The 21181-nt window shown below is 68.1% G+C and carries 20 protein-coding genes; 10 read left to right on the top strand and 10 right to left on the bottom strand.

Translation table 11 applies throughout. The annotated features are described in order from the left end of the window. The first annotated feature begins 1 nt into the window (after position 1). The 5 genes from NWF34_RS14695 (at position 2) to otsB (ending at position 4701) form a co-directional block, all read left to right on the top strand. Positions 2-442 (top strand): zinc ribbon domain-containing protein, encoded by a 441-nt coding sequence (locus NWF34_RS14695; RefSeq protein WP_258325379.1) that lies wholly within the window; start codon positions 2-4, stop codon positions 440-442. Positions 443-568: 126 nt separating this feature from the next. Next, positions 569-2050: a threonine/serine exporter ThrE family protein gene (locus NWF34_RS14690; RefSeq protein WP_258325378.1), complete on the top strand. Its 1482-nt coding sequence runs from the start codon at positions 569-571 to the stop codon at positions 2048-2050. Positions 2051-2163: 113 nt separating this feature from the next. Beyond that, the gene (locus tag NWF34_RS14685; protein WP_005200235.1) at positions 2164-2325 is read left to right on the top strand and encodes a hypothetical protein; all 162 of its coding nucleotides are present in this window, start codon (positions 2164-2166) and stop codon (positions 2323-2325) included. A 4-nt stretch (positions 2326-2329) separates the two neighbouring features. Next, positions 2330-3919 (top strand): trehalose-6-phosphate synthase, encoded by a 1590-nt coding sequence (locus tag NWF34_RS14680; protein ID WP_258325377.1) that lies wholly within the window; start codon positions 2330-2332, stop codon positions 3917-3919. Then, complete coding sequence (gene otsB / locus NWF34_RS14675; protein WP_258325376.1) at positions 3916-4701, top strand: trehalose-phosphatase; 786 nt, start codon at positions 3916-3918, stop codon at positions 4699-4701. Before NWF34_RS14680 ends, otsB begins: the two co-directional genes overlap by 4 nt. A 6-nt stretch (positions 4702-4707) precedes the next feature. On the opposite strand, the gene NWF34_RS14670 is transcribed toward otsB, so the two are convergent. Then, the gene (locus NWF34_RS14670; RefSeq protein WP_258325375.1) at positions 4708-5517 is read right to left on the bottom strand and encodes a transglutaminase family protein; all 810 of its coding nucleotides are present in this window, start codon (positions 5515-5517) and stop codon (positions 4708-4710) included. A gap of 70 nt (positions 5518-5587) precedes the next feature. Beyond that, positions 5588-6715 (bottom strand): ROK family transcriptional regulator, encoded by a 1128-nt coding sequence (locus NWF34_RS14665; RefSeq protein WP_258325374.1) that lies wholly within the window; start codon positions 6713-6715, stop codon positions 5588-5590. A 75-nt stretch (positions 6716-6790) separates the two neighbouring features. Here NWF34_RS14665 and NWF34_RS14660 point away from each other — a divergent pair, with 75 nt between their 5' ends. Further along, positions 6791-7567 carry an SDR family NAD(P)-dependent oxidoreductase gene (locus NWF34_RS14660; protein ID WP_258325373.1) on the top strand — a complete coding sequence of 259 codons (777 nt, stop codon included), beginning with the start codon at positions 6791-6793 and terminating at the stop codon, positions 7565-7567. 15 nt (positions 7568-7582) lie between these two features. Here the strand turns inward: NWF34_RS14660 and NWF34_RS14655 are convergent, their stop codons facing one another. Further along, positions 7583-8839 (bottom strand): Ig-like domain-containing protein, encoded by a 1257-nt coding sequence (locus tag NWF34_RS14655; protein WP_258325386.1) that lies wholly within the window; start codon positions 8837-8839, stop codon positions 7583-7585. Between the two features lie 52 nt (positions 8840-8891). After that, positions 8892-9476 (bottom strand): helix-turn-helix domain-containing protein, encoded by a 585-nt coding sequence (locus NWF34_RS14650; protein WP_258325372.1) that lies wholly within the window; start codon positions 9474-9476, stop codon positions 8892-8894. Between the two features lie 48 nt (positions 9477-9524). Here NWF34_RS14650 and NWF34_RS14645 point away from each other — a divergent pair, with 48 nt between their 5' ends. Together NWF34_RS14645 and NWF34_RS14640 are read left to right on the top strand one after the other, a co-directional pair. Then, positions 9525-10337, top strand: coding sequence for a trans-aconitate 2-methyltransferase (locus NWF34_RS14645; RefSeq protein WP_258325371.1), 813 nt, complete (start codon positions 9525-9527; stop codon positions 10335-10337). Between the two features lie 43 nt (positions 10338-10380). Continuing rightward, positions 10381-11382, top strand: coding sequence for an NAD(P)/FAD-dependent oxidoreductase (locus NWF34_RS14640; protein ID WP_258325370.1), 1002 nt, complete (start codon positions 10381-10383; stop codon positions 11380-11382). Between the two features lie 15 nt (positions 11383-11397). Here NWF34_RS14640 and deoC read toward each other — a convergent pair whose 3' ends face one another. Then, positions 11398-12075, bottom strand: coding sequence for a deoxyribose-phosphate aldolase (gene deoC / locus NWF34_RS14635; protein WP_258325369.1), 678 nt, complete (start codon positions 12073-12075; stop codon positions 11398-11400). 27 nt (positions 12076-12102) lie between these two features. On the opposite strand from deoC, the gene purU reads away from it, so the two are divergent. Then, positions 12103-12999: a formyltetrahydrofolate deformylase gene (gene purU / locus NWF34_RS14630; RefSeq protein ID WP_258325368.1), complete on the top strand. Its 897-nt coding sequence runs from the start codon at positions 12103-12105 to the stop codon at positions 12997-12999. Here the strand turns inward: purU and NWF34_RS14625 are convergent. The 3 genes from NWF34_RS14625 to NWF34_RS14615 form a co-directional block, all read right to left on the bottom strand. Next, positions 12996-13988 carry an alpha/beta hydrolase family protein gene (locus NWF34_RS14625; RefSeq protein ID WP_258325367.1) on the bottom strand — a complete coding sequence of 331 codons (993 nt, stop codon included), beginning with the start codon at positions 13986-13988 and terminating at the stop codon, positions 12996-12998. The genes purU and NWF34_RS14625 overlap by 4 nt on opposite strands. Before the next feature lie 800 nt (positions 13989-14788). Continuing rightward, positions 14789-16570, bottom strand: coding sequence for an ABC transporter ATP-binding protein (locus NWF34_RS14620; RefSeq protein WP_258325366.1), 1782 nt, complete (start codon positions 16568-16570; stop codon positions 14789-14791). Beyond that, positions 16563-18326, bottom strand: coding sequence for an ABC transporter ATP-binding protein (locus tag NWF34_RS14615; protein WP_258325365.1), 1764 nt, complete (start codon positions 18324-18326; stop codon positions 16563-16565). Before NWF34_RS14615 ends, NWF34_RS14620 begins: the two co-directional genes overlap by 8 nt. Before the next feature lie 232 nt (positions 18327-18558). On the opposite strand from NWF34_RS14615, the gene NWF34_RS14610 reads away from it, so the two are divergent. Beyond that, complete coding sequence (locus NWF34_RS14610) at positions 18559-19152, top strand: hypothetical protein (protein WP_258325364.1); 594 nt, start codon at positions 18559-18561, stop codon at positions 19150-19152. A 12-nt stretch (positions 19153-19164) separates the two neighbouring features. Here NWF34_RS14610 and NWF34_RS14605 read toward each other — a convergent pair whose 3' ends face one another. Both NWF34_RS14605 and NWF34_RS14600 read right to left on the bottom strand, forming a co-directional pair. Further along, complete coding sequence (locus tag NWF34_RS14605) at positions 19165-20307, bottom strand: LmeA family phospholipid-binding protein (protein ID WP_258325363.1); 1143 nt, start codon at positions 20305-20307, stop codon at positions 19165-19167. Next, positions 20304-21179 carry a carbon-nitrogen hydrolase family protein gene (locus NWF34_RS14600; protein ID WP_258325362.1) on the bottom strand — a complete coding sequence of 292 codons (876 nt, stop codon included), beginning with the start codon at positions 21177-21179 and terminating at the stop codon, positions 20304-20306. The genes NWF34_RS14605 and NWF34_RS14600 overlap by 4 nt, the downstream gene beginning before the upstream one ends. Positions 21180-21181: the final 2 nt, after the last annotated feature.

Genomic DNA, 21181 nt, shown 5'->3' with positions numbered 1-21181 from the left:
CATGCCCCTGTATGATTTTCGCGCCATTTGTGGCACCGAGTTCGAACACCTGCTCTCGTCCTGGCAGGACGAGGCGCCCGCGTGCCCGCACTGTGGCGGGGCGAGTACCCGTCTGTTGCGCACCGTCAACATCGGCGGTGGTGCCACGCTCCCGCCGTCGGCGGCGGCGGCGCCCAATTCGTGGGAGGGCACCCGTCGTGGCGATCGCGAGTACGTGGCGCACTGGCGCCGACGGCTCGACGAGCGCGCCCGGTTCGAAGAGCGCAATCCCGAGTTCGCGACCCGGCGCGAAGCCGTGGCCGCCCACGAGGGTGCCTTCGAACACGCCCCGCTGACCTATCGGGAACTCGCCGAACGCGCCGGCGCCGACAAGGACGCCACCACCGCGGTGACCGAGGCGTCTCGCGCACGAATGGCCTCGATCGCCACGGCCGCCGAGTAGCGCTACCCACGGTATGGCCCGGCGTGCGGTCCGCACGCCGGGCCATACGGAGTTCCTGACAGGATTGGTGCAACGGCCACTCGGTTACACACCGGGTGCTCCCACGACCGACCCCAGGAGGACTGCGTGCGCGAACAGCTCGGCCGCGCGCTTCGTCGACTCACCGGTACCCGGCAGGCGACGATCGACACGATCGAACCCGGCAGCATCATGGTGTCGCCGCGCAAACCGATCGAACCGTTCGACGTCGCGGCGATCACCGAGGTGCTCGACCTCGCCACCAAGATCGGCGCCGTCCTGCTCGACTCGGGCACCGGCGCGATCGACACCCAGACCCAGATCAAGTTCGTCGCAGGCGTTTACGGCCTCGACGACGTCGACGTCGACGTGACGTACAACACGATCGTCGTCAGCGCCCGGCGAGGCGCCACCCTCCCGCCGATCACCACGATGGAGCAGGTCTACTACCGCTCGATGGACTTCACCCGGCTCGCCCAGGTGGACCGGCTCGTCCGGCGCATCCGCGACTCCGGCATCACCCCGTCGACCGCGCACCGGATGGTCGACGAGATCATCACCGCGCCACATCCGTACCCGCACTGGGTCGCGACGATTGCCTGGGGCGCGATGGCGTCGGGGATCTCCGTCCTGCTCGGCGGCCAGTACCTGGTTGCCGCCCTGGCGTTCCTCACCACGGTCGCGATCGTGGTGATCAACCGGAACCTCAACCGGATCGGTACGCCCGTCTTCTTTCAGCAGCTCGTCGGCGGATTCATCGCCGTGGTCCCGGCGGCCCTCGTCTTCGGCGCGGCCGACCGGCTCGGTGTGGAGATAACACCGTCACAGGTCATCGCCGCCGGCATCGTCGTCCTGCTCTCGGGGCTGTCGCTCGTCGGTTCGGTGCAGGACGCCATCACCGGCGCCCCGATCACCGGCGTCGCCCGGTTCTTCGAACTCCTCCTCATGACCGGCGGCATCATCGCCGGTGTCGGTGTGGCCATCCGGCTGCTCGAGGCGGGCGGCATCTTCCTGCCGACGATCACCACGACCACCAGCTTCGAAGCGGTGGAACTGCCGATCCGGGTGGCTGCGGGCGCCTTCGCGGCCTGCGCCTACGCACTGGCCAGTTATGCCGAGACACGCGCGCTCGGGGTTGCCTTCCTCGGCGGCCTCATCGGTACCGCGGTCGCGGCCTCGGCGACCTTCACCTCGATCGGCGACGTGATCGCCAACGGTCTCGCCGCCGCGTTCGTCGGACTCGTCGGCGGCCTGATGGCCCGCCGCGCGCTGACGCCGCCGCTGGTCGTCGCGGTCGCCGGCATCACCCCGCTCCTGCCGGGTCTGGCCGTCTACCGCGGCCTGTACGGCATCCTCAGCGAACAGACGCTCAGCGGTTTCACCTGGATCGCGAACGCCCTCGCCATCGGATGCGCCCTCGCCGCGGGCGTCACACTCGGCGAGTTCGTCGCCCGGTCGCTGCGCCGGCCACAGCTGCCCCCTCGGCCCGACTGGAGCCTGCGGCGCCGCCTCCTCGCCCAGCGCGAGGCCCGCGAGGGGCGGGCGATCCGCCAGAACCGCCGGTGGCCCCCACCACCGCGGCGGTTCTGAGCACCCTCATCCCCCGGGTAGAATGGCGAATCGGGCGCGCCACCCATCGGCCGCTCCAGCCCGTACGGCCCCAGGCCACACCGCGACACCGCACGCACTACGAGGGGACTCACATGCCCGCGAAGACCACCGACATCGCCGACGAAGAACTGGAACCGGTAGCCGACGAGACCGCCAATTCGGCGCGTCGCGTCGTGGCCGCCTACGCCACCGACGCCGACGAATGCCGGATGCTGCTCGCCATGCTGGGGATCGCGCCGGGCGAGAACGCCTGATCAGGTGACGCCGCGACCGGCTGGAACCGGGCACGACGCCGCCCGAGACCGCGAGCACGGGGAGGGGCCCAACCGGGTTGCTCCGCACGACGGCGCAGAGTTCGTCGTCGTCGCCAACCGTCTGCCCGTCGACAAGGAGGTCCTGCCCGACGGCACGGTCAACTGGAAGCGGAGTCCCGGCGGCCTGGTGACCGCTCTCGAACCGATTCTGCGAGCCAACACCGGTGCGTGGGTCGGATGGTCGGGCATCCCCGATTCCGACGACAATCCCCCGGACATCGAGGGCATCGACATCCACGCGGTGCCGCTGTCCACCCGGGAGATCGCCGAGTACTACGAGGGCTTCTCCAACGGTGCACTGTGGCCGCTCTACCACGACGTCATCGTCAAACCCGAGTACCACCGCGAGTGGTGGAACACCTATGTCGAGGTCAACCGGCGGTTCGCCGAGGCCGCGTCGAAGGCGGCCGGCGAGGGTGCCGTCGTGTGGGTGCAGGACTATCAGCTGCAGCTCGTCCCGAAGATGCTGCGCATGCTGCGGCCCGACGTGAAGATCGGCTTCTTCCTGCACATCCCGTTCCCGCCGGTGGAACTGTTCATGCAGATGCCGTGGCGCACCGAGATCGTCGAGGGCCTCCTGGGCGCCGACCTGATCGGTTTCCACCTGCCCGGCGGAGCTCAGAACTTCCTCTTCCTCGCGCGCCGGCTGGCCGGCCAGGCCACCAGCAAGGGCACCGTCGGTGTCCGGTCGCGCTTCGGCGTCGTCCAGGCCGGCTTCCGCACCGTGCGCGTGGGTGCGTTCCCCATCTCGATCGACTCCGGCGAACTCGCCGCACTGGCGAAGACCAAGAAGATCCGTGATCGGGCCGCCGAGATCCGCAAGGAACTGGGCAACCCCAGGACGATCATGCTCGGCGTCGACCGACTCGACTACACCAAGGGCATCGACGTCCGCCTCAAGGCGATCTCGGAGTTGCTGGACGAGGAACGGCTCGACCCGTCCGAGACGGTGATGATCCAGCTCGCCACCCCCAGTCGGGAACGCGTCGAGAGCTACAAGCGGATGCGCGCGGGAATCGAGCAACTGGTCGGCAACATCAACGGCAACCACAGCAGCACGGTGAGCCGGCCGGTCGTCCAGTATCTCCACCGACCGGTGCCGCGCGATGAGCTCATCGCCTTCTTCGTGGCCGCCGACGTCATGCTGGTGACACCCCTGCGCGACGGCATGAACCTCGTGGCCAAGGAGTACGTGGCCTGCCGCAGTGACCTGGGCGGCGCCCTGGTGCTCAGCGAGTTCACCGGTGCCGCAGCCGAATTGCGGTCGGCGTACCAGGCCAACCCGTATGACCTCGACGGAGTGAAGGACGCCATCGAGGCAGCGGTGAACCAGAGCGAACACGAGGGACGACGCCGCATGCGGGCGCTGCGCCGACAGGTACTCGCCCACGACGTCGACAAATGGGCCCGCAGCTTCCTGGGTACTCTCGGCGAGAACTCGGAGACCGAACTGGAACCGAACCGCGGGGTACACCTGGTGGACTCGGACGCCGAGGCCGCCGAGGCGTCGGACGGGGTCGTCGACAACGTATGAGCGACACCGGGATTCCCGCGGCGCTACGCGAGGCCCTCGAAGAGGCCGCGCGCACACGGCGGCTGCTCGTCGCGTCCGACTACGACGGATGCGTGTCGCCGATCGTGTCGCGTCCGGAGGACGCGGTACCCGATCCCGCGTCGGTCATCGCCCTGGAGGCGGCCGCTGCGCTCGCCGACACCGAGGTCGCGGTCATCTCCGGTCGTGAGCTCGCCGTCCTCGCAGCGCTGTCCGGCCTGTCGGCACCGGTGACACTGGTCGGGAGTCACGGCAGCGAATTCGACACCGGTTTCGCGGTCGAGGTGACCGACGAGGCACGCGCACTGCTCGTCCGGCTCATCGACGAATTGCGCGGCATCGCAGCTCGATTCCCCGGCTCGACGGTCGAGACCAAACCCGCGAGCACCGTGCTGCACGTGCGAAACGCGGACCCGGATGACGCCGTGACTGCACTCGAATGCGCACGATCCGGCCCCGGCGCCTGGGACGGCGTACATCCCACCGAGGGCAAGAGCGTGCTCGAACTCGCGGTCATCGAAACCAGCAAGGGACATGCACTCGACACCCTCCGGGAGCGTCTCGACTGCGACGTCGTCATCTACCTGGGCGACGACGTGACCGATGAGAAGGCGTTCGCGCACCTGCGTCCCGACGCCGGGGACATCGGTATCAAGGTCGGCGACGGGGATACGGCCGCCGGATTCCGGATCGGGGACACCGACGACGTCGCCGCCGTTCTCGATCACGTGGCCACCGCGCGGCGAGGCGTTCTCGGCGCCTGATCCGGTTCAGCCGATGGTGATGCGGGTCGTCGCGTCGTCGTAGGGCAGGTCACCACGGACCGTTGCGGTCACCGCATAGGAGTTGAGGGTGATCGTGCCGCGGTGGTTGTCGAGGAAGGCGGTGTCCGCGGCGTCGCGTCCGGTGGCGATGCGGACGAACGACTGCCGGGGGGCCAGCCGCGTGGCGTCGACGACCACCCATCGACCGTCGATGATCGCCTCCGCGACAGCGTGGAAATCCATCGGGGAGCATCCCGGCGCGTACACGGCGACGAGCCGAGCCGGGATGTTCAGCGCTCTGAGGAGTGCGACGACAAGGTGTGCGTAGTCCCGGCACACCCCGGCCCCGGCGAGCAGGGTGTCGACGGCACCGTCGATGGGGTCGCTCGTCCCGGGAATGTAGCTGAGCCGTTTCTGGACGAAGGTCACCACCTGATCCAGGAGTTCCCCCTCGGGCAGCGACAGGTCGAACTGCCCGGCGACGAACCCGAAGAACTTGTCGCACTCCGCATACCGACTGGGCCGCAGGTACCGCGACCGGTCGGTGCTCTCCACCGGGAGCGGGTCCGCGGGAGTGAGGATCTCGGCGGTGTAGTCGATCGTCAGCAGTCCACGGTCGAGCTGCATCCGGTGGATCCGCGACCCGTGGTCGGCGACGAGCTCCTCCGCGGCGACGGCGTCGCCGTCCAGCTCGATCTTGAGTTCCTCCTGCAACTGCAGGCCGGGCAGCTTCGCGACCGTGATCTGCATCTCGAGTTCGGTCGGGTCGTCGATGCGCACCTCGAGCCGGGCGGACACATCGCGGGGCAGGGTCATGTCCCCCACCGTAGGTGATCACCCCCGGCTCGGCACACGTGGCGGTCGGCGTCCGCGAACGGACCGCGGTTCAGAGTGTGGCGACGGCAGCGATCGGATCGGCGTAGATCACACTCAGCGCCACCACGACCGCGGCGCTCTCCTGAACGTGCACACCGAATCTCGACGGCGCGATCTCCAGCGACCACTCGATGGTCGACGCCTCGTCGAAGGCCGCCTGTACCGGCGCGAGGCCCCGCGGGTGCGCCGAGAACGCGTCACCGGCGACGACGATCGTGTCCGGGTTGATCACGTCACGGATCAACGCGACCGCCTCCCCGAGGACCCGCGCGCGTTCGTCGACGATGCGGGACGAATCCGGATCGATGCCGAGGCGCTGCGCGGCGGCCCGCGCCGCGTCGTCACCGATGACGTTCTGCAGCCGGACGCGGGTGAGTCCGGGAGCCAGCACCGGCGCGGACACGGGTAGGTGCGCAATGGTCCCGGCGCCCCGTTCGGGGATGTGCACGCGGCCTTCGAGAGTCATTGCCATACCTGCGGTCTCGCGGGCGTAGAAGAAGAGGCCGGTCCCGGACCCGTCCCGCGGTCCGGCCAGCAACAGTTCCGCGGCAGCCATCGCCTCCACGTGTTCACACACCGACACCGGGGTGTCGAGGCGGGCCGCAAGGGTTGCGCCCACCGGGAGCTGATGCCATCGGAGAACACGGTGATCCACCACACCCGTCTCGACGTCGACCGCGCCGCCGACGGCCACCCCGCCCCACAGCAGACGTCGTCCGCTGAACCGGCCGGCGAGCTCGGCGAGCTGTGCGCACAGTTGTCCTATCGCCTCCTGCTGGTCACCGGACGGGGTGAGTACAACATGACTGTGCAGCGTGCGCCCACCGAGATCGGCGATCACCAGCACGGTGCGCCGGGCACCGATGTGCATCCCCGCGACGCACAGCGAGTCCCGGTCGATGGTGAGCGGATTCTTCGGGCGGCCAATGGTTTTCGGACCCGCAAGATCGGGTCGCTCGGCGATCAGGCCGTGTGCCGCCAGCGCATGGACCTGGCGGTTGATCGTCGCCGCGGACAGGCCCGTCGTCGCGGCGAGCTGATCCCGGGTCACCGGCCCGCTGACCCGGATCGCATGCAAGACCGCGGCCGCCGGAGTGGACGTCAGTTGCAGCGCCGCCGGGATCACTCCCCCACGCATGGGACGAATGTAGCAGTGCGCGAGCGCACACCGACGCGTCGGCGGGGATGTCGCAATGCGTCGTAAGGTGGGCGCATGAGCCCTGACACCAGCACCGACGCCACCGCACAGAACGCTGATCAGCGACCGATCGCCGTCGTCACCGGCGCGAGTTCGGGGATCGGCGCCGCCACCGCTCGTCAACTCGCGAAGCAGGGCTACCACGTGGTGCTCGGCGCGCGGCGCGTCGACCGCGTCGAGGCACTCGCCGCCGAGATCGGCGGCACCGGCAAGCAGCTCGACGTCACCGACGAGGATTCGGTGGCGGCGTTCGTCGAAGGCCTCGACCGCGTGCACGTACTCGTGAACAACGCCGGTGGTGCCAAGGGCCTCGACCCGGTTTCCACCGCGAACCTCGACGACTGGCGCTGGATGTGGGAGACCAACGTCCTGGGGAGCCTGCGGATCACCAAGGCCCTCATCCCCGCGCTCATCGCCTCCGGGGACGGACTGATCGTCGCGATCACCTCCGTCGCCGCGCTGGAGGCCTACGACAACGGTGCCGGCTACACCTCGGCCAAACACGCTCAGGCGATCACCCACCGCACCCTGCGCGGCGAACTCCTCGGCAAGCCGGTGCGTCTCACCGAGATCGCGCCGGGCATGGTCGAGACCGACTTCTCGCTCGTGCGATTCGCCGGCGATCAGGAACGCGCCGACGCCGTCTACGAGGGCCTCACCCCGCTGACCGCCGAGGACGTCGCCGAGGTCATCGGCTTCGTGGCTTCCCGCCCGCCGCACGTGAACCTCGACCAGATCGTGCTCAAGCCGCGTGACCAGGCGTCGGCGCGGCGCAACATCAAGACGGGCTAGCGTTCGCTCCGGGGGCTAGCGCGGAGCGGGAGCGTTGGTGGTCGGGGCGCCGCTCGGCGTCGCCGGCACCGACGACTCCGTCACCTCGCCCTTGATCGCCGACATCCCCTGCCAGGTCTCCCAGTCGAAGATCCAGTCGTAGATGTCACCGTCGGCCTCCGACAACTGGATGCGCGTACCCGAGACCTCCACGGGGTCACCGTAGACGGCGGTGGTGAAATACCGCTCGGCGTCGGCCTCGGACAGGTTGATGCAGCCGTTGGTGACGTTGGCCGTGCCCTGCACATTGACCGTCTCGGGGTTGGCGTGGATGAACTCGCCGTTGTTGGAGATGCGCACGGCCCAGCGTTCCCGGATGTTGAAGTAGCCGGCCGCCGGGTTGCTCATGAAGAACTCGTCGTACTTCTCGGTGACCACGTGGATCCCCGACCGGGTGACGTTGCGGTCGAGGTCGCCACCGCCGTAGCTGCAGGGCAGGGACATCAGTTCGGCGCCGTCCCGGATCACGACGATGCGGTGCGAGGACTCCACGGCCTGCACCACCTGTGCGCGCCCGATCGAGAAATCACTGGTCACGTCGGCCGCTCCATAGGCGCCGCCGCCGTGGTCGAGGCCGTACAGCTTCGCGTCCATGTGCACCTTGGTGCCGGGGGCCCAGTACTCGCGGGGACGCCAGTGCACTCGAGATCCGTTGTCCTCGCCGAGCCAGGCCCACGACCCCTCGGTGGGCGGCGTGGTGGTGACGGTGAGGGCCCGCTCCACCTCTTCCTTGTCCTCGACCGTCCCGTTGAACTTCAGGATGATCGGCGCCGCGATGCCGACCTCCTGACCGTCGCCGATGTTGACCACGACGTTCAGCTGACTCGACGGCTCGAGCGTGGTGAAGCTCCCCGCCACCGGCACGGTCTTGCCATCGGTTCCGAGAGCCGTTCCGCTCCAGGTGTATTCGGTGCCATAGCCCAGGGGCTCGGCGATGGTGTAGCTCGTCCGGTCCTCCGACAGCCGGCCGTTCACCACTCGCCCGCGCGGATTCGTCAGCTTCACATCGGGGTTGAGCGTGCCGTCCGCGGCCTGCACGGAGATCTCGGCGATCGGGCTGGGCGCCTCACCGTCGAGCGGCGGGGTGAAGGTCAGCCGGACCTTGGGTTCGGCAGGCTTGTCGCCGCCCGAGCCGGCGTCGGAACCCGTACACGCCGCGATCGCGACCCCGAGTACGCCGACCCCGGCCGCGGCGAGCACAGCACGTCGGTTCACCGGGGCCTGAGAAGTCATCACGCGCTCAACACTACCGACCGCACGTGATCGACCGGGTGAGCCGCGTGGCTCAGGCCGGCTCCTCGGCGACCGTCGCCACGGACGGCATGTGGGCGCGCTCGCCCGCGTGATCCATGATCGAGAGCACCTCCACCGGACCGTCGTGGGCACAGATCGCGTGCGGGATCATGGTCGAGAACTCCGCGGCATCACCTTCCGGGACGATGATCGTGCGGTCGCCGAGCCGAAGCCGCACTGTGCCCGAGAGCACCGTGAACCATTCCCGACCGGGGTGAACCCTCAGGTCGTCGAGCGGTTCTTCACGTTCGAAGCGCATCTTCGCGACGGTCACCCCCTGTGGGCTGTTCTCGCGCGAGAGCAGCCACATCGTCATCCCCTCGACGGTGTGCGGCTGCGGGCGGATCACGACGTCCGTGTCGTCGGCGGGCTCCACGAGCTGATCCAGCGTCGTAGCCAGCGCTCGGGCGATCGGGACCAGCTGGTCCAGCGCGACCCGCCGATGTCCGGTCTCGATACGGCTCAGCGTCGACGGGGAGAGGTAGCACCGCGCAGCCAGGGCGTCGAGGGTCCAGCCCTTGGCCAGCCGCAGGCCACGGATGCGCTGGCGGACGACCGCGTCGAGTTCTTGCGTCATAGGCAAGATGGTATGCCTCTAACGCATAGCCGCGCTACCGTCGATCCCATGACCCATTCCCATGAGCACGCACATCTCGCGTCGGCCCTCGACCTCGACGCCGAGCTCGTCGGCGGTTACCTCGACGACGCGGCAGCGGCGATCACCCGATCCCTCGGCCGGACTCCGCAGCGGATCGTCGACCTCGGCGCCGGGACCGGCACCGGGACCGAGGCTCTGGCCCGGAACTTCGACGGGGCGGACGTCGTCGCGGTCGACAGCTCTCCGGAGATGATCGCCCGCGTGGACGAACGGGCCCGCGCCGGCGGATTCGAGTCGAGAACCACCACCCTGGTCGCCGACCTCGACGACGGACTTCCGCCGCTGGGCTCCCCGGACGTGATCTGGGCCGCCATGTCGCTGCATCACGTCGCCGACCCCGCCGCACTGTTGCGTCAGGCGGCCGCCGCCCTGGCCCCGGACGGCGTCGTCGCGATCGTGGAGATGGCGGGCCTGCCCCGGTTCGCTCCCGACGCCGACACCGCGCTGGGCACACTCGAGGCCCGATGCCACGCCGCCGCTTCCGGCGCCGGATGGGAGGCCATCGTGGACTGGACCGACACCCTCGGCGCTGCGGGCTACGACGTGATGTACCGGGACACGATCCACGTGGCACGTACCGGGCCGAGCGAGAGCGTCGCCCGGTACGCGGTCCACTGGTTCAGCCAGTTCCGGCATCGACTGGCCGACGACCTCTCCGGCTCTGATCTGGCATCACTCGATTGCCTCATCGCCCCCACCGACCCCGCATCTCTGCACAAGCGCGCCGACCTCATGCTGACCGCCGGACGCCTGTTGTGGGTCGCAAAGCCGGCCGCCTGAACACCCTTGCGGCACCTGACCACCGACACCCGAGCGAGGACTCATGAACTCCACCACCGACTCGACCTTCACCGAAACCGGCTCCGTCACCGTTGATCACGACGTCGCGATCATCGGCGGCGGATCCGCAGGACTGAGCGCGGCGACCACACTCGCCCGTTCGCTGCGTTCCGTCGTCGTCATCGACGGCGGTGAACCCCGCAACGCCCCGGCCGACGGTGCCCACAACGTTCTCGGCCAGGAGGGCATCCCGCCGCTCGAACTCCTGGCGCGAGGACGTGCCGAGGTCCGCGGGTACGGTGGCGAGATCCGCACCGACACGGTCGTCGACGCCCGCCGGGACGGCGATCGGTTCGTCCTGGCGCTCGCGTCGGGCGACACCGTACGGGCGCGACGCCTCTTGTTGGCGACCGGTCTCGTCGACGAACTCCCCGACATCCCCGGCGTCGCCGAACTGTGGGGACACGACGCCCTCCACTGCCCCTACTGCCACGGCTACGAGGTGCGCGGGTCCCGGATCGTGGTGCTGGCGACGAGCCCGATGTCCGCCCATCAGGCTCTCCTGTTCGGACAGCTCAGCGACGCCGTCACCGTCGTCGCCCACACCGCGGCGGCGCTGGGCGACCAGGAGCGCGCGAACCTCGGCGCGGCCGGGATCACGGTGATCGACACGGCCGTCGAACGCCTACGAATCCGCGACGACGTCACGGACACCGGTGACGCGAACGCCCGCCTCGATGGTGTCGAGTTGTCCGACGGCACCGTCCTCGGCGCTGACGCCGTCGTCGTCGCACCGAGGTTCGTGGTGCGCGGAGATCTCTACGAACGGCTCGGCGGCACGCTTGCGCAGACCCCGATGGGCGCGGTCGTCGAGACCGGCCCGATGGGTGCGACCGCGATTCCCGGTGTCTGGGCGGCCGGCAACAACACCACGCTCAACGCGGTGGTGACCGTCGCGATGGGTGAAGGGGTCTCGGCCGGCGCGGCGATCAACGCCGATCTGGTGATGGCCGACGTGCAACAGAAGCTCGCGCCCGTCGCGTGACCGGCCTCGCCCCGATCACTCCGGGAAGCCGTCGAGCACAGTCGCGGACGAGGACAGGCCCAACCGGGTCGCGCCGGCGGCGATGAGCTCGGCGGCGAATTCCGCCGTCCGGATGCCTCCGCTCGCCTTGACCCCGACACGGTCGCCGACCGCGGCACGCATGAGGCGGACCGCCTCGACGCTCGCCCCACCGGCGGGATGGAACCCGGTCGAGGTCTTCACCATGCCCGCACCCGCCCGCTCGGCACGGCGGCACACCTCGGTCACCGTGTCCGGGCCGGCGAGCTGCAGCAGGACCGCGGACTCGATGATCACCTTCAGCAGCGTCGAATCCCCCACCGCCTCACGCACGGTCAGCACATCGGCGAAGACCTCGTCGAACCGGCCGTCGACCGCGGCGCCGACATCGATCACCATGTCGACCTCATCCGCCCCGGAGTCCACCGCGAGACGCGCCTCGGCGGCCTTGACCAGCGAGTGGTGCTTACCGGAGGGGAAGCCGGCGACGACGCAGGTCCGCTGGGCGCCGGTGTCGATCGGCAGCATCGACGGCGACAGGCACACCGCGAACACACCGAGACGAGCGGCCTCGGCGACGGTGGCCTCCGCGTCCGCTCGGGTGGCCTCGGGCTTGAGAAGCGTGTGGTCGATGATGGCGGCGACGTCGCTACGCCGCAGGTCCGTGTTCGTCACATCGACGAGCTTGGCACACTGACTGTCGTGACGAGCGGACAGACGACCCCCACCGACCAGACCGAGCACCGCTACGTGCTGACGCTCGGCTGCCCCGACCGGACGGGCATCGTCGCCCGGATCTCGACCTTCCTGACCGAGATCGGCGGCTGGATCACCGAGGCCGGGTACCACTCCGACCCCGACACCGGCTGGTTCTTCACCCGCCAGGCCATCCGTGCCGACACGGTCTCGTTCAGTGCCGAGGAACTACGCGCACGCTTCGCCGCGGAGGTCGCCGCCGAGCTCGGCCCCGAGACCGAGTGGCGCCTCACCGACACACGTGAGGCCAAGTCCGTGGTTCTCCTGGTGAGCAAGGAAACCCACTGTCTCATCGACCTTCTCGGACGTGCACATCGAGGCGAGTTGCCGGCGACCATCAGGGCCGTCGTCGGCAATCATCCCCAACTCGAGGAGTTGGCGACCCGTTTCGGAATCCCGTTCCATCACGTCCCATTCGGGGGAGAGCGGAAAGCGGAGGCCTTCGCCGAACTGGCCAGGGTCGTCGACGGCTATCAGCCCGACGCGGTGGTCCTGGCCCGGTTCATGCAGATCCTGCCGCCGCAGCTGTGCGATGCCTGGGCCGGCCGCGCGATCAACATCCACCACAGCTTCCTGCCGAGCTTCATCGGCGCCCGCCCGTATCACCAGGCTTTCGCCCGGGGCGTCAAACTGATCGGCGCGACGTGCCATTACGTCACCGCAGACCTCGACGCGGGTCCGATCATCGAACAGGACGTGATCCGTGTCGATCACAGCGACTCGGTGACCGACATGGTGCGTCAGGGACGCGACATCGAGACGCTCGTACTGTCCCGCGGACTGCGCTGGCACCTCGAGGACCGGGTCCTGGTGCACGGCCGAAAGACCGTGATCTTCAACTAGTTCAGCGCGCGTTCGTAGAACGACCAGGAGCGGTGCAGCTGGTCCTGCCAGTATCCCCAGGAATGGGTGCCGACGGACGGCAGGTCGACCGTCGCGGGGATGTTCAACTGCCGCAGGCGGTTCACCAGCTGCAGGGTGCAGGCCATGGTGCTGCCCTCGATGACGCCACCGACCACGATCTGGTCGGCGAGGGTGTCCTGCTTCTTGACGTACGCCGGGCTGTCATACGGACCGGGCAGCCCGGTCGCGTTGGAGATGTAGAGCTTGGTGCCACGCAGCTTGTGGGCGTTGATGACGGGATCGTGCTTGCGCCACCCGGGCCCGTTGTACGGCCCCCACATGTTCCTGGCGTCACCGCCGCCACGCAGCTCGACCACGAGACGGATGCTGTTCTGCCCGAACGGGTCCGCGGTGGTCGGGCAACCGCTGTAGGAGCCGACGGCCTCGTACAGATCCGGATGCTCGATCGCGAGATTCAGCACCGACGTACCGGATGAGGAGATGCCGCCGATCGCGTTGCGTCCGGAGGTGTTGAAGTGCGCGTCGAAGACGGGCGGCAATTCCTTGCCGAGGAAGGTCGACCACTTGTGGACGCCGAGCTCGGGGTCGGGCTTCTCCCAGTCGGTGTAGTAGCTGAACTGGCCCTGGTTGGGGATGACGACGTAGAGGTTCTTGTTCTTGGTGAACTCGACGATGTCGGTCTTCGCCAGCCAGTTGGCACCGTCCTCGCCGCCGCCGGCGCCGTTCAGCAGGTAGAGAACCCCACGCGGCTTGGACGCATCGGCGGGTTTGATGACCGTCAGCGGGATGTCTTTGTTCATCGCATCGGAGTGCACGACGATGTCGGTGACCCGTTCGGTGGGCGAACCCGCGGTCACGAGACCCGGTGCCGCCGCCGCAACGCCTGTCGTACCGGTGGCCGACAGCGTGAGCCCGATGCCCAGCGCGACCGCGATCGCGGCGCCTCCTCTACGCAGTCGCTGGTTCATGCATTCCTCCTCGTCGAATCCCGATCGGCCTCGGGCGGGCACGGGTCGTGTCAGATGGACCGTATCGCGTCGGGCCGCCCGGCGGACACGCACCGCGGATCATTCGGTCCCCCGGACGCTTCCGCGACGCCGACGCTCCGACCACCCAACGCGAATCGCCCCACAGCCGAGGCTGTGAGGCGATTCGAAAGTCTGTCGATCTACGTCGCCGGCTCTTCGGTGCCGCCGTCGAGCGAACCGGTGAACGCTTCGAGGATCGCGCTCGTGATCGCTTCGTTGATGCCGTCGTTGATCGAGTCTCCGATTGAATCAGCCATGATTCTCCTCCATCCGTTGGTGAGATGATTGGAATATGACCGCCTGCTCCCACCAGTGCGACGGCTCGAGACAGAGATTACATATCCGCCTCGGCAATGTCTTCATTACTTCGCAGTTCTTGTCACGAATATTCTTTCTCCGCCATCCATCCCGGCGAAAAGCGCAGGTCAACAACCCCTCTTTAATCGAACAATCGATTTCAGTTGGACGAATGTCCGTAAACCCGGTGGCAGAACGGGGGTTAGCAACGTCGCTGCAACGTTCTCGGTCGAAATCCACAATTATGTGCCATTGGCGACGCGCGCCGTTTACCACGAATTCGACCGGCCGCGGTCAAAACCTTCCGAACCGTGACTTTCCCGATCAACAGATTCTCGTTCCACGATCCTTCAAAGTGGGTCAAGCGTTCGAATCGAGTCAAACGAATCAGTCAATAGGTTCCGAAAATTAGACCATTACGCCCGCAAAAGGGTCGTTGACCTCTACCGATTCATCTCGGCCCGGGATGCCAGGTCGACGCCGCAGCGGCGCGCGTAGACGCCGCCGCCGGCCGCCAACTCGTCGTGTGTTCCGGCCTCGACAATCGTGCCGCCCTCGAGGACGACGATCTGATCGGCGAGCGCGGCGGTCGCCATCCGGTGGGTGATCAGCAGGGTCGTCGTAGCGGCGCGCAGGCGTTGCAGCGCCCGCTGGACGAGCAATTCGGTGCGCGGATCGGCGGCGCTGGTCGCCTCGTCGAGGATGAGTATCCGTGGAGATGCCGCGATGGCCCGAGCAACGGTCACGAGCTGCTTCTCGCCCGCGCTGAGGTTCTCCGACTCCTGGCCGATCTCGGTGTCGATACCCTGCGGCAGGGCCGCCAGGATCTGATCCAGGTGGCCGTCGTGAACCGCCTTGGCCACCGCGTCGTCACCTGACGTGCCGTATGCGATGTTCTCGCGGACGGTTCCGGTGAACAGCCACGGGTCCTGCGTCACCACCGCCATCCCGTTGCGAACACGATGCGGACCGAGCTCTGCGGAGTCCTCGCCGTCGATCAGTATCGAGCCGGAGGTCGGGCGGTAGAAGGCCTGCAGCAGGTTCGTGAGGGTCGTCTTGCCGGCCCCGGTCGACCCCACGATCGCCGTGGTCGTGCCCGGCGCCATGCGGAAGCTCACCGAGTCCAGAACCGGCGAGCCCTCGTCGTATGCGAAGCCGACGTCGTCGAAGACGATCTCCGGAGGACGGCGATGCCGCGCCGAAGGCTCTGACTCCTCGGCGCCTTCGGGCGCGGCGTCCTCCGGCTCGTCGAGGACCTCGCGGACCTTGCTCGCCGACACCGTGCCCGACTGCACCTTGGTCACGAATCCGGCCAGTTCGCGCACCGCGGACGACAGCTGCTGCGCGAAGATCACGGCCACCTGAGCGGCGCCGAGACTCAGGGTTCCATCGACGACCATGATGCCACCGAGGACCGCCAGGATCAGGAAGACGACGGCATTGATCGCGCCTAGCACCGGTGCGAGGGTGCCGGCGGTCCACTGTGCTGAACGCGTCGAACCGAACAACCTCTCGTTGAGGTCGTCGAAGCGGCGTCTGGCGAGGGGCTCGGCGTTGTACGCCTGCAACATGCGACGGGCGCTGAGTTCCTCCTCGATGTGTCCGGTGAGCGCTGCCGTGGTGGTCCACCTGGTCTCCAGGAACGGTCGGACCTTGCGCGCGATCACGACCGAAGCGGCCGCCGACACCGGCGCGGCGACGAGTGCGACCACGGCCAGCAGCGGCGAGATGACGAACAGCACGATCGTCACCACGACCAGGGTCAGCAGGTTCGTGGGGACCGTCACCAGCACGGGAGCGATGACGGTGGCGGAGTTGTCGGTGTGTGCGGTGAGCTTGCTGACCAGCACTCCGCGATTGTTGGACTCGAAGTAGCGCAACGGGAGCCGGTGGACCTTGTCCTCGATGCGAGTGCGCAGCCCCGCCACGGATCGCTGCACCGCGATGGTCAACAACTGCCCCTGCGTGAAGGTCAGGCAGGCGACGACCACATAGATCACGGCCTGCGCTCCGAGCAGCGACCAGAGTCGGTTCCAGTCCATCCCGGCCCCGGTCGCTCCGTCGACGATCACGTTGGTGATCGCGCCGAAGAGGATCGGCCCGACGACTCCTCCCACCGAGGCCGTGATCGCGAAGAGAGAAATCGTGGCCGCCCGACCGCGGCTCAGATGCAGCTGCCGCATCAGCCACCGCAACGAGCCGTCGCGTCTGGTGCCGTCAGGCATTGGTCACCGCCTGCGCGTGGGCGATCTCGCGGTAGATCTCGCTGTCGGTGCGCAGCGTCTCGTCCGTACCGACCGCGACCAGACGGCCGTCCTCGAGCACACCGATGACATCGGCGTGCCGCACCGACGAAACCCGTTGCGCCGCGATCAAGATGGTCGACTCCGGATGGGCGAGCCGCAGATTGGCGATGATTCGCTGCTCGGTGTCGACATCGAGCGCACTGAACGGGTCGTCCAGCACGTACAGCGACGGGCGTCGCAGGACAGCGCGGGCCAAGGCCAGGCGCTGACGCTGGCCTCCGGAGAAGTTGCGTCCTTCCTGCGCGACCGAAGCGGCCAATCCACCCTGCCGGGCGGCGACGAAGTCGTCGGCCGCCGCCACCTCGAGCGCCTCCCACAGTTCGGCGTCGGTGGCGTCCGGACGTCCGAGCCGCAGGTTCTCGGCAATCGTGCCGGTGACCAGCGCGGCGCCCTGCCCGGTGAACGCCGAACGCGCGCGTACCCACGCCGGGGCCAAGCCGGTCACGTCCGCTCCGTCCCAGCGCACCACGCCCGCATCGGGGTCGGCGAAACGCAAGGGCAGCGAGAGCAGCGTCGACTTGCCGCTCCCGGTCCCGCCGAGAACACCGGTCACCGAACCGGCCGCGCAGGTCAACGAGATCCCGTCGACTGCGGGTGCTTCGGCGCCCGGGTACCCGACGGACACCGATTCGAAGACCAGGGCGGGTGCCGGGGATGGCGTGGCGGGGTCGGCGTCACCGGATTCGAGCACCTCGGTGTCGAGCACCTCGCCGATACGGCCTGCGCTGGTAACCGCTCGTGGGATGACACCGGCGATCACCGTCAGCATCGACACCGCCAACAGGATCTGGCCGAGATAGCCGACGGCGGCCGTGATCTGGCCGATCTGCATCTGACCACGGTCGACGTAGACGGCGCCCAGCGCGGCCACTGCCACCGCCGCGAGGTTGGACACGGCCGTGACGGTCGGGAGCATCAGAACCTGAGTTCGTCCCAGCCGCAGGGCCACGTGGGTGAGTTCGTCGTTCTCCACGGCGAATCGGGCACGCTCACGGTCCTCACGACGGAAGGTCCGGATCACCGCGATCCCGCGCAGCTGCTCCCGGAGTACCCGGTTCACGACGTCGAGACGGCGTTGCATGACGGCGGCCCACGGAAGGAGGCGCCGCACCAGCGTGCCGATCAGCGCGACCAGGAGCAGACCGGCGACGAGGATCACCGGAGCCATCTGCCACGCCTGCGAGAGCGACAGGATCAGTGCACCGAACAGCATGAGCGGCGCGGTCACGACGATCGTGAGACCGATGAACACGAAGCCTTGGATCTGCCCCACGTCGCCGGTGGACCTGGTCAACAGGCTGGACAGTCCCAGGCGGGCAACCTGCTGGTTCGTGAGGGCTCCGACACGGCCGTTGAGCCGGCTGCGCAGATCGCGTGCGGCCACCGCCGACACATGGGAAGCGAAGTAGGTCGCGCCGATGGCGACCACGAGATTGACCACCGCGACCGCGACCATGATGAGGCCCACGAACTTGATCGTCCCCACGTCGCCGCGCAGGATTCCGTCATCGATGATCGCGGCGTTGAGGGCCGGCTGCGCGAGCGAGGTGAACACGCTCGCGAGTTGAAAGACCACGAAACCGGCCACCGCCCACGGTGACGACCTGAGCGCGGTGCCCACGAGACCGAGAAGCGCGCGCACCTCATCTCTGTTGAACGATGGGGTGACGGGCATCAGGCGAGACCACTCCGAACTGGAAACGGAACAGGACGAGAATCGGCGTCGGAGGTCGGCGCCGACATAATGCTGCCTCACACCGTAAATGTCGTCAGGCGGTTGTGAAGTCTACAGATCGATTGCACCCGCACCGCCCGGACGCGGCGGAGGCGTGCCCGGCGCGGTGTCGCTGTGCTGATATGTAGCGGTGACGAAAGGCATCCTGGCATCTGTGAACGGAGCTCGGCTGTTGACGGAGTCCGATCGGGAAGACGCACTGGACCTGCTCGAAACCGGACTCCGCGAGGTTCCGGCCTATCGATGGGTTCTCGGCGAAAAGGCTCCGGCCCACGCCTACCGGTGGTACGGCGAGGTCCTGTTCGCCGAGAATCTTGCGGGCATGTACGGAGTTTTCGATGAATCGGGGAGATTGATCGCGCTGGCCGCGATTTCGGAGCCGGGCCGGGCGAAAGGCATCGTCGACGCCGATCTCAAAGAGCGGAATCGGTACTACGTCCGGACCCTGGACGGATTCGTCGAACGTTTCACCGAATTCAGGCGCGCGAATGCCGAGGCCTCCGTCGCCGACGAGTCGATCGGCATCATCTTCGGTCTCGTCCACCCGGATCACCGGCGCAGCGGGGTACTGTCCCGCCTCGTCGACGCCATCGTGGAGAAGGGGCGACGGCAGGGCCTGCCGGTGACCGCGGGCACGGCCGACCCCGTGATGTCCGCGGTCTATACCCGGCGGTGGAAGTCGGTTGTCCGCGCCGAATACACGCTCACCGACGGGCCCACGGTGTGGGTCCACCGTGTCGATCCCCCGGCTCACGCCGAGCGGTGACCGACGGCCCGGTCAGGCCGAGCAGCCGCCCGACTCCTGGTTTCCGGTCATCTCGTTGGTGAGCTGGACGTCGGAACCGCTGATCGCGAACTCGAGCCCGGTGTCGGTGACCTTCAACTGATCGACCTGGACCTCGTCGAAGAACGGTCCGAGCGCCGACGTGGTGACCTGGTCGACGATCTGCTGTGCGAAGTCCGGCGGGATGCCGAACACCAGCGCGCTGGCCTTGACGACCTGGAAGTCGACCCGGCCGTCCTGGAGGACCGGCTTGATGGTCGCCGAGACCGGCACGGAGAAGAACATCACCGGGAACCCGGCCTGTACCTCGAAGGTGCCCTCGGCCGCGTTGCCGGTGATCTCCTCGACCGACCCGACCGGACTCGCACCGTTGCCGGTGCTCTGGCCACCGGCACCCGGAGGCGCACTCTCCTTGCTGAGCTCGACGATCCGCTCGTATGGGATGAAGCCGTGGCCGTTGAGGGTGCGGATGTCGGTATTGGTGTTGTCGCCGGAGATGCCGTCGGCGCGCATGTGCAGACGTACTCCGTTGGCGTCGGAGCCGTCCTTGGTGTCGACCTGCACGTACGGGATGTCGCCGGTGCCCTGCATGATGATCGGTTTGCGACTCAGGGACACCGAGGTGGGTACGCCGGTGAGGCCGCTGAACGAGTCCTCGAGGCAGTTCGTCACCTTGTTGCGCAGATAGAGTTCGCTGCCGACCGCGCCGATCACGGCCAGGAGCAGCACGGCGACGAGGCTCAGCGCCACGATCTTCCCGGTGCTGCGATTCTTCCGCGGCGAGGTGATCACCGGGCCGCTGCCAGGCGTCTCGAGGGGTGCACTCGACTCATCGCCATAGGGGGTCTCACCGGGCGGGAACTGCGCGGTGCCCGGCGTGCCCGGTCCGTCACCCAGGCCGGTGGTATCCGCCTCGGAGGGCGGGACGTTCGAATACGCGTGTGTACCCGGGGTGACCGGTGTCGTCGGGAACTGTTCGGTTTCCCCCGTCTCGGGGACGACCGGCCCGGCGTTCGACTCGGCCGGACCGTCACCGGACACCGGACGCCACTCGTCGCCGGTGGTCACCGGTTCGTCTCCGGTGGGTGTGCCCGCGTCTCGGGGGTCATCACCGGGAGTCTTGTTGTCGTCGCTCATGGGTTCCGTCCTCGGTCGTCGGACTCTCGGAGCCGTTCGCCGGCGGGTGTCAACTCGCTGTGCACCGCATCGCCGACCGGCAACGCTCGCTCGTTGGCTAGGACCGCCAGTTGCGTACGAGCCTTCTCGACCAGTTCCAGGTCGAGGTCGTGAACATCGACACAGACCGTCTCCGGGTACGCGGCGACCACCGTACCGAAGGGGTCTGTGATTTGGCTGTGTCCGATCCCGGTCGGGGCCCCGGATCCGGCGACCGCCTCATCCGGTGGAAGGGCCTGTCCCACCGCGACGACGAAGGTCGTGGAATCCAGCGCGCGAGCCGTGGCGAGCACCTCCCACTGGTGGACCTTGCCGGGCCCGGCACCCCAGGACGTGGGCACCACGACGACCTGTGCGCCGCGTCGTGCCAGGGTCGTGAACAGGGCGGGAAACCTGATGTCGTAGCAGGTCGCAACTCCCACGGTGACCCCGTCGACGTCGAAGGTCACCGGCTCCGAACCGGCCGCGACGGTCTTGGACTCGTGAAAACCGAAGGCGTCGTAGAGGTGCAGTTTGTCGTAGCCGATGCGCGACCCGTCGGGATGCGCGACGAGGACCGTGTTGAACACGCGACCGTCATCCGAAGGGGTGAACATCCCGGCCACCACGGTCACACCGGCCGACGCCGCGACCTCCGATACTCCGCGCGCCCACGACCCGTCGAGTTCCTCCGCCACCGGCTTCAGCGGCACGCCGAACCGGCACATCGTCGCCTCCGGGAACACCACCAGCCGCGCCCCGCGCGATGCCGCCTCCTGCGTCGCCGCACGCAGGGTCGCCAGGTTCTCGCTCGGATCGTCGGTCGAGCTGATCTGGGCCATCGCCACACGCATAG

The organism is Gordonia sp. GONU (genome assembly GCF_024733855.1).
Taxonomy (GTDB): domain Bacteria; phylum Actinomycetota; class Actinomycetes; order Mycobacteriales; family Mycobacteriaceae; genus Gordonia; species Gordonia amicalis.
The sequence above is the reverse complement of the archived record's forward strand: the minus strand, read 5'-3'. Positions and strand labels throughout refer to the sequence as shown.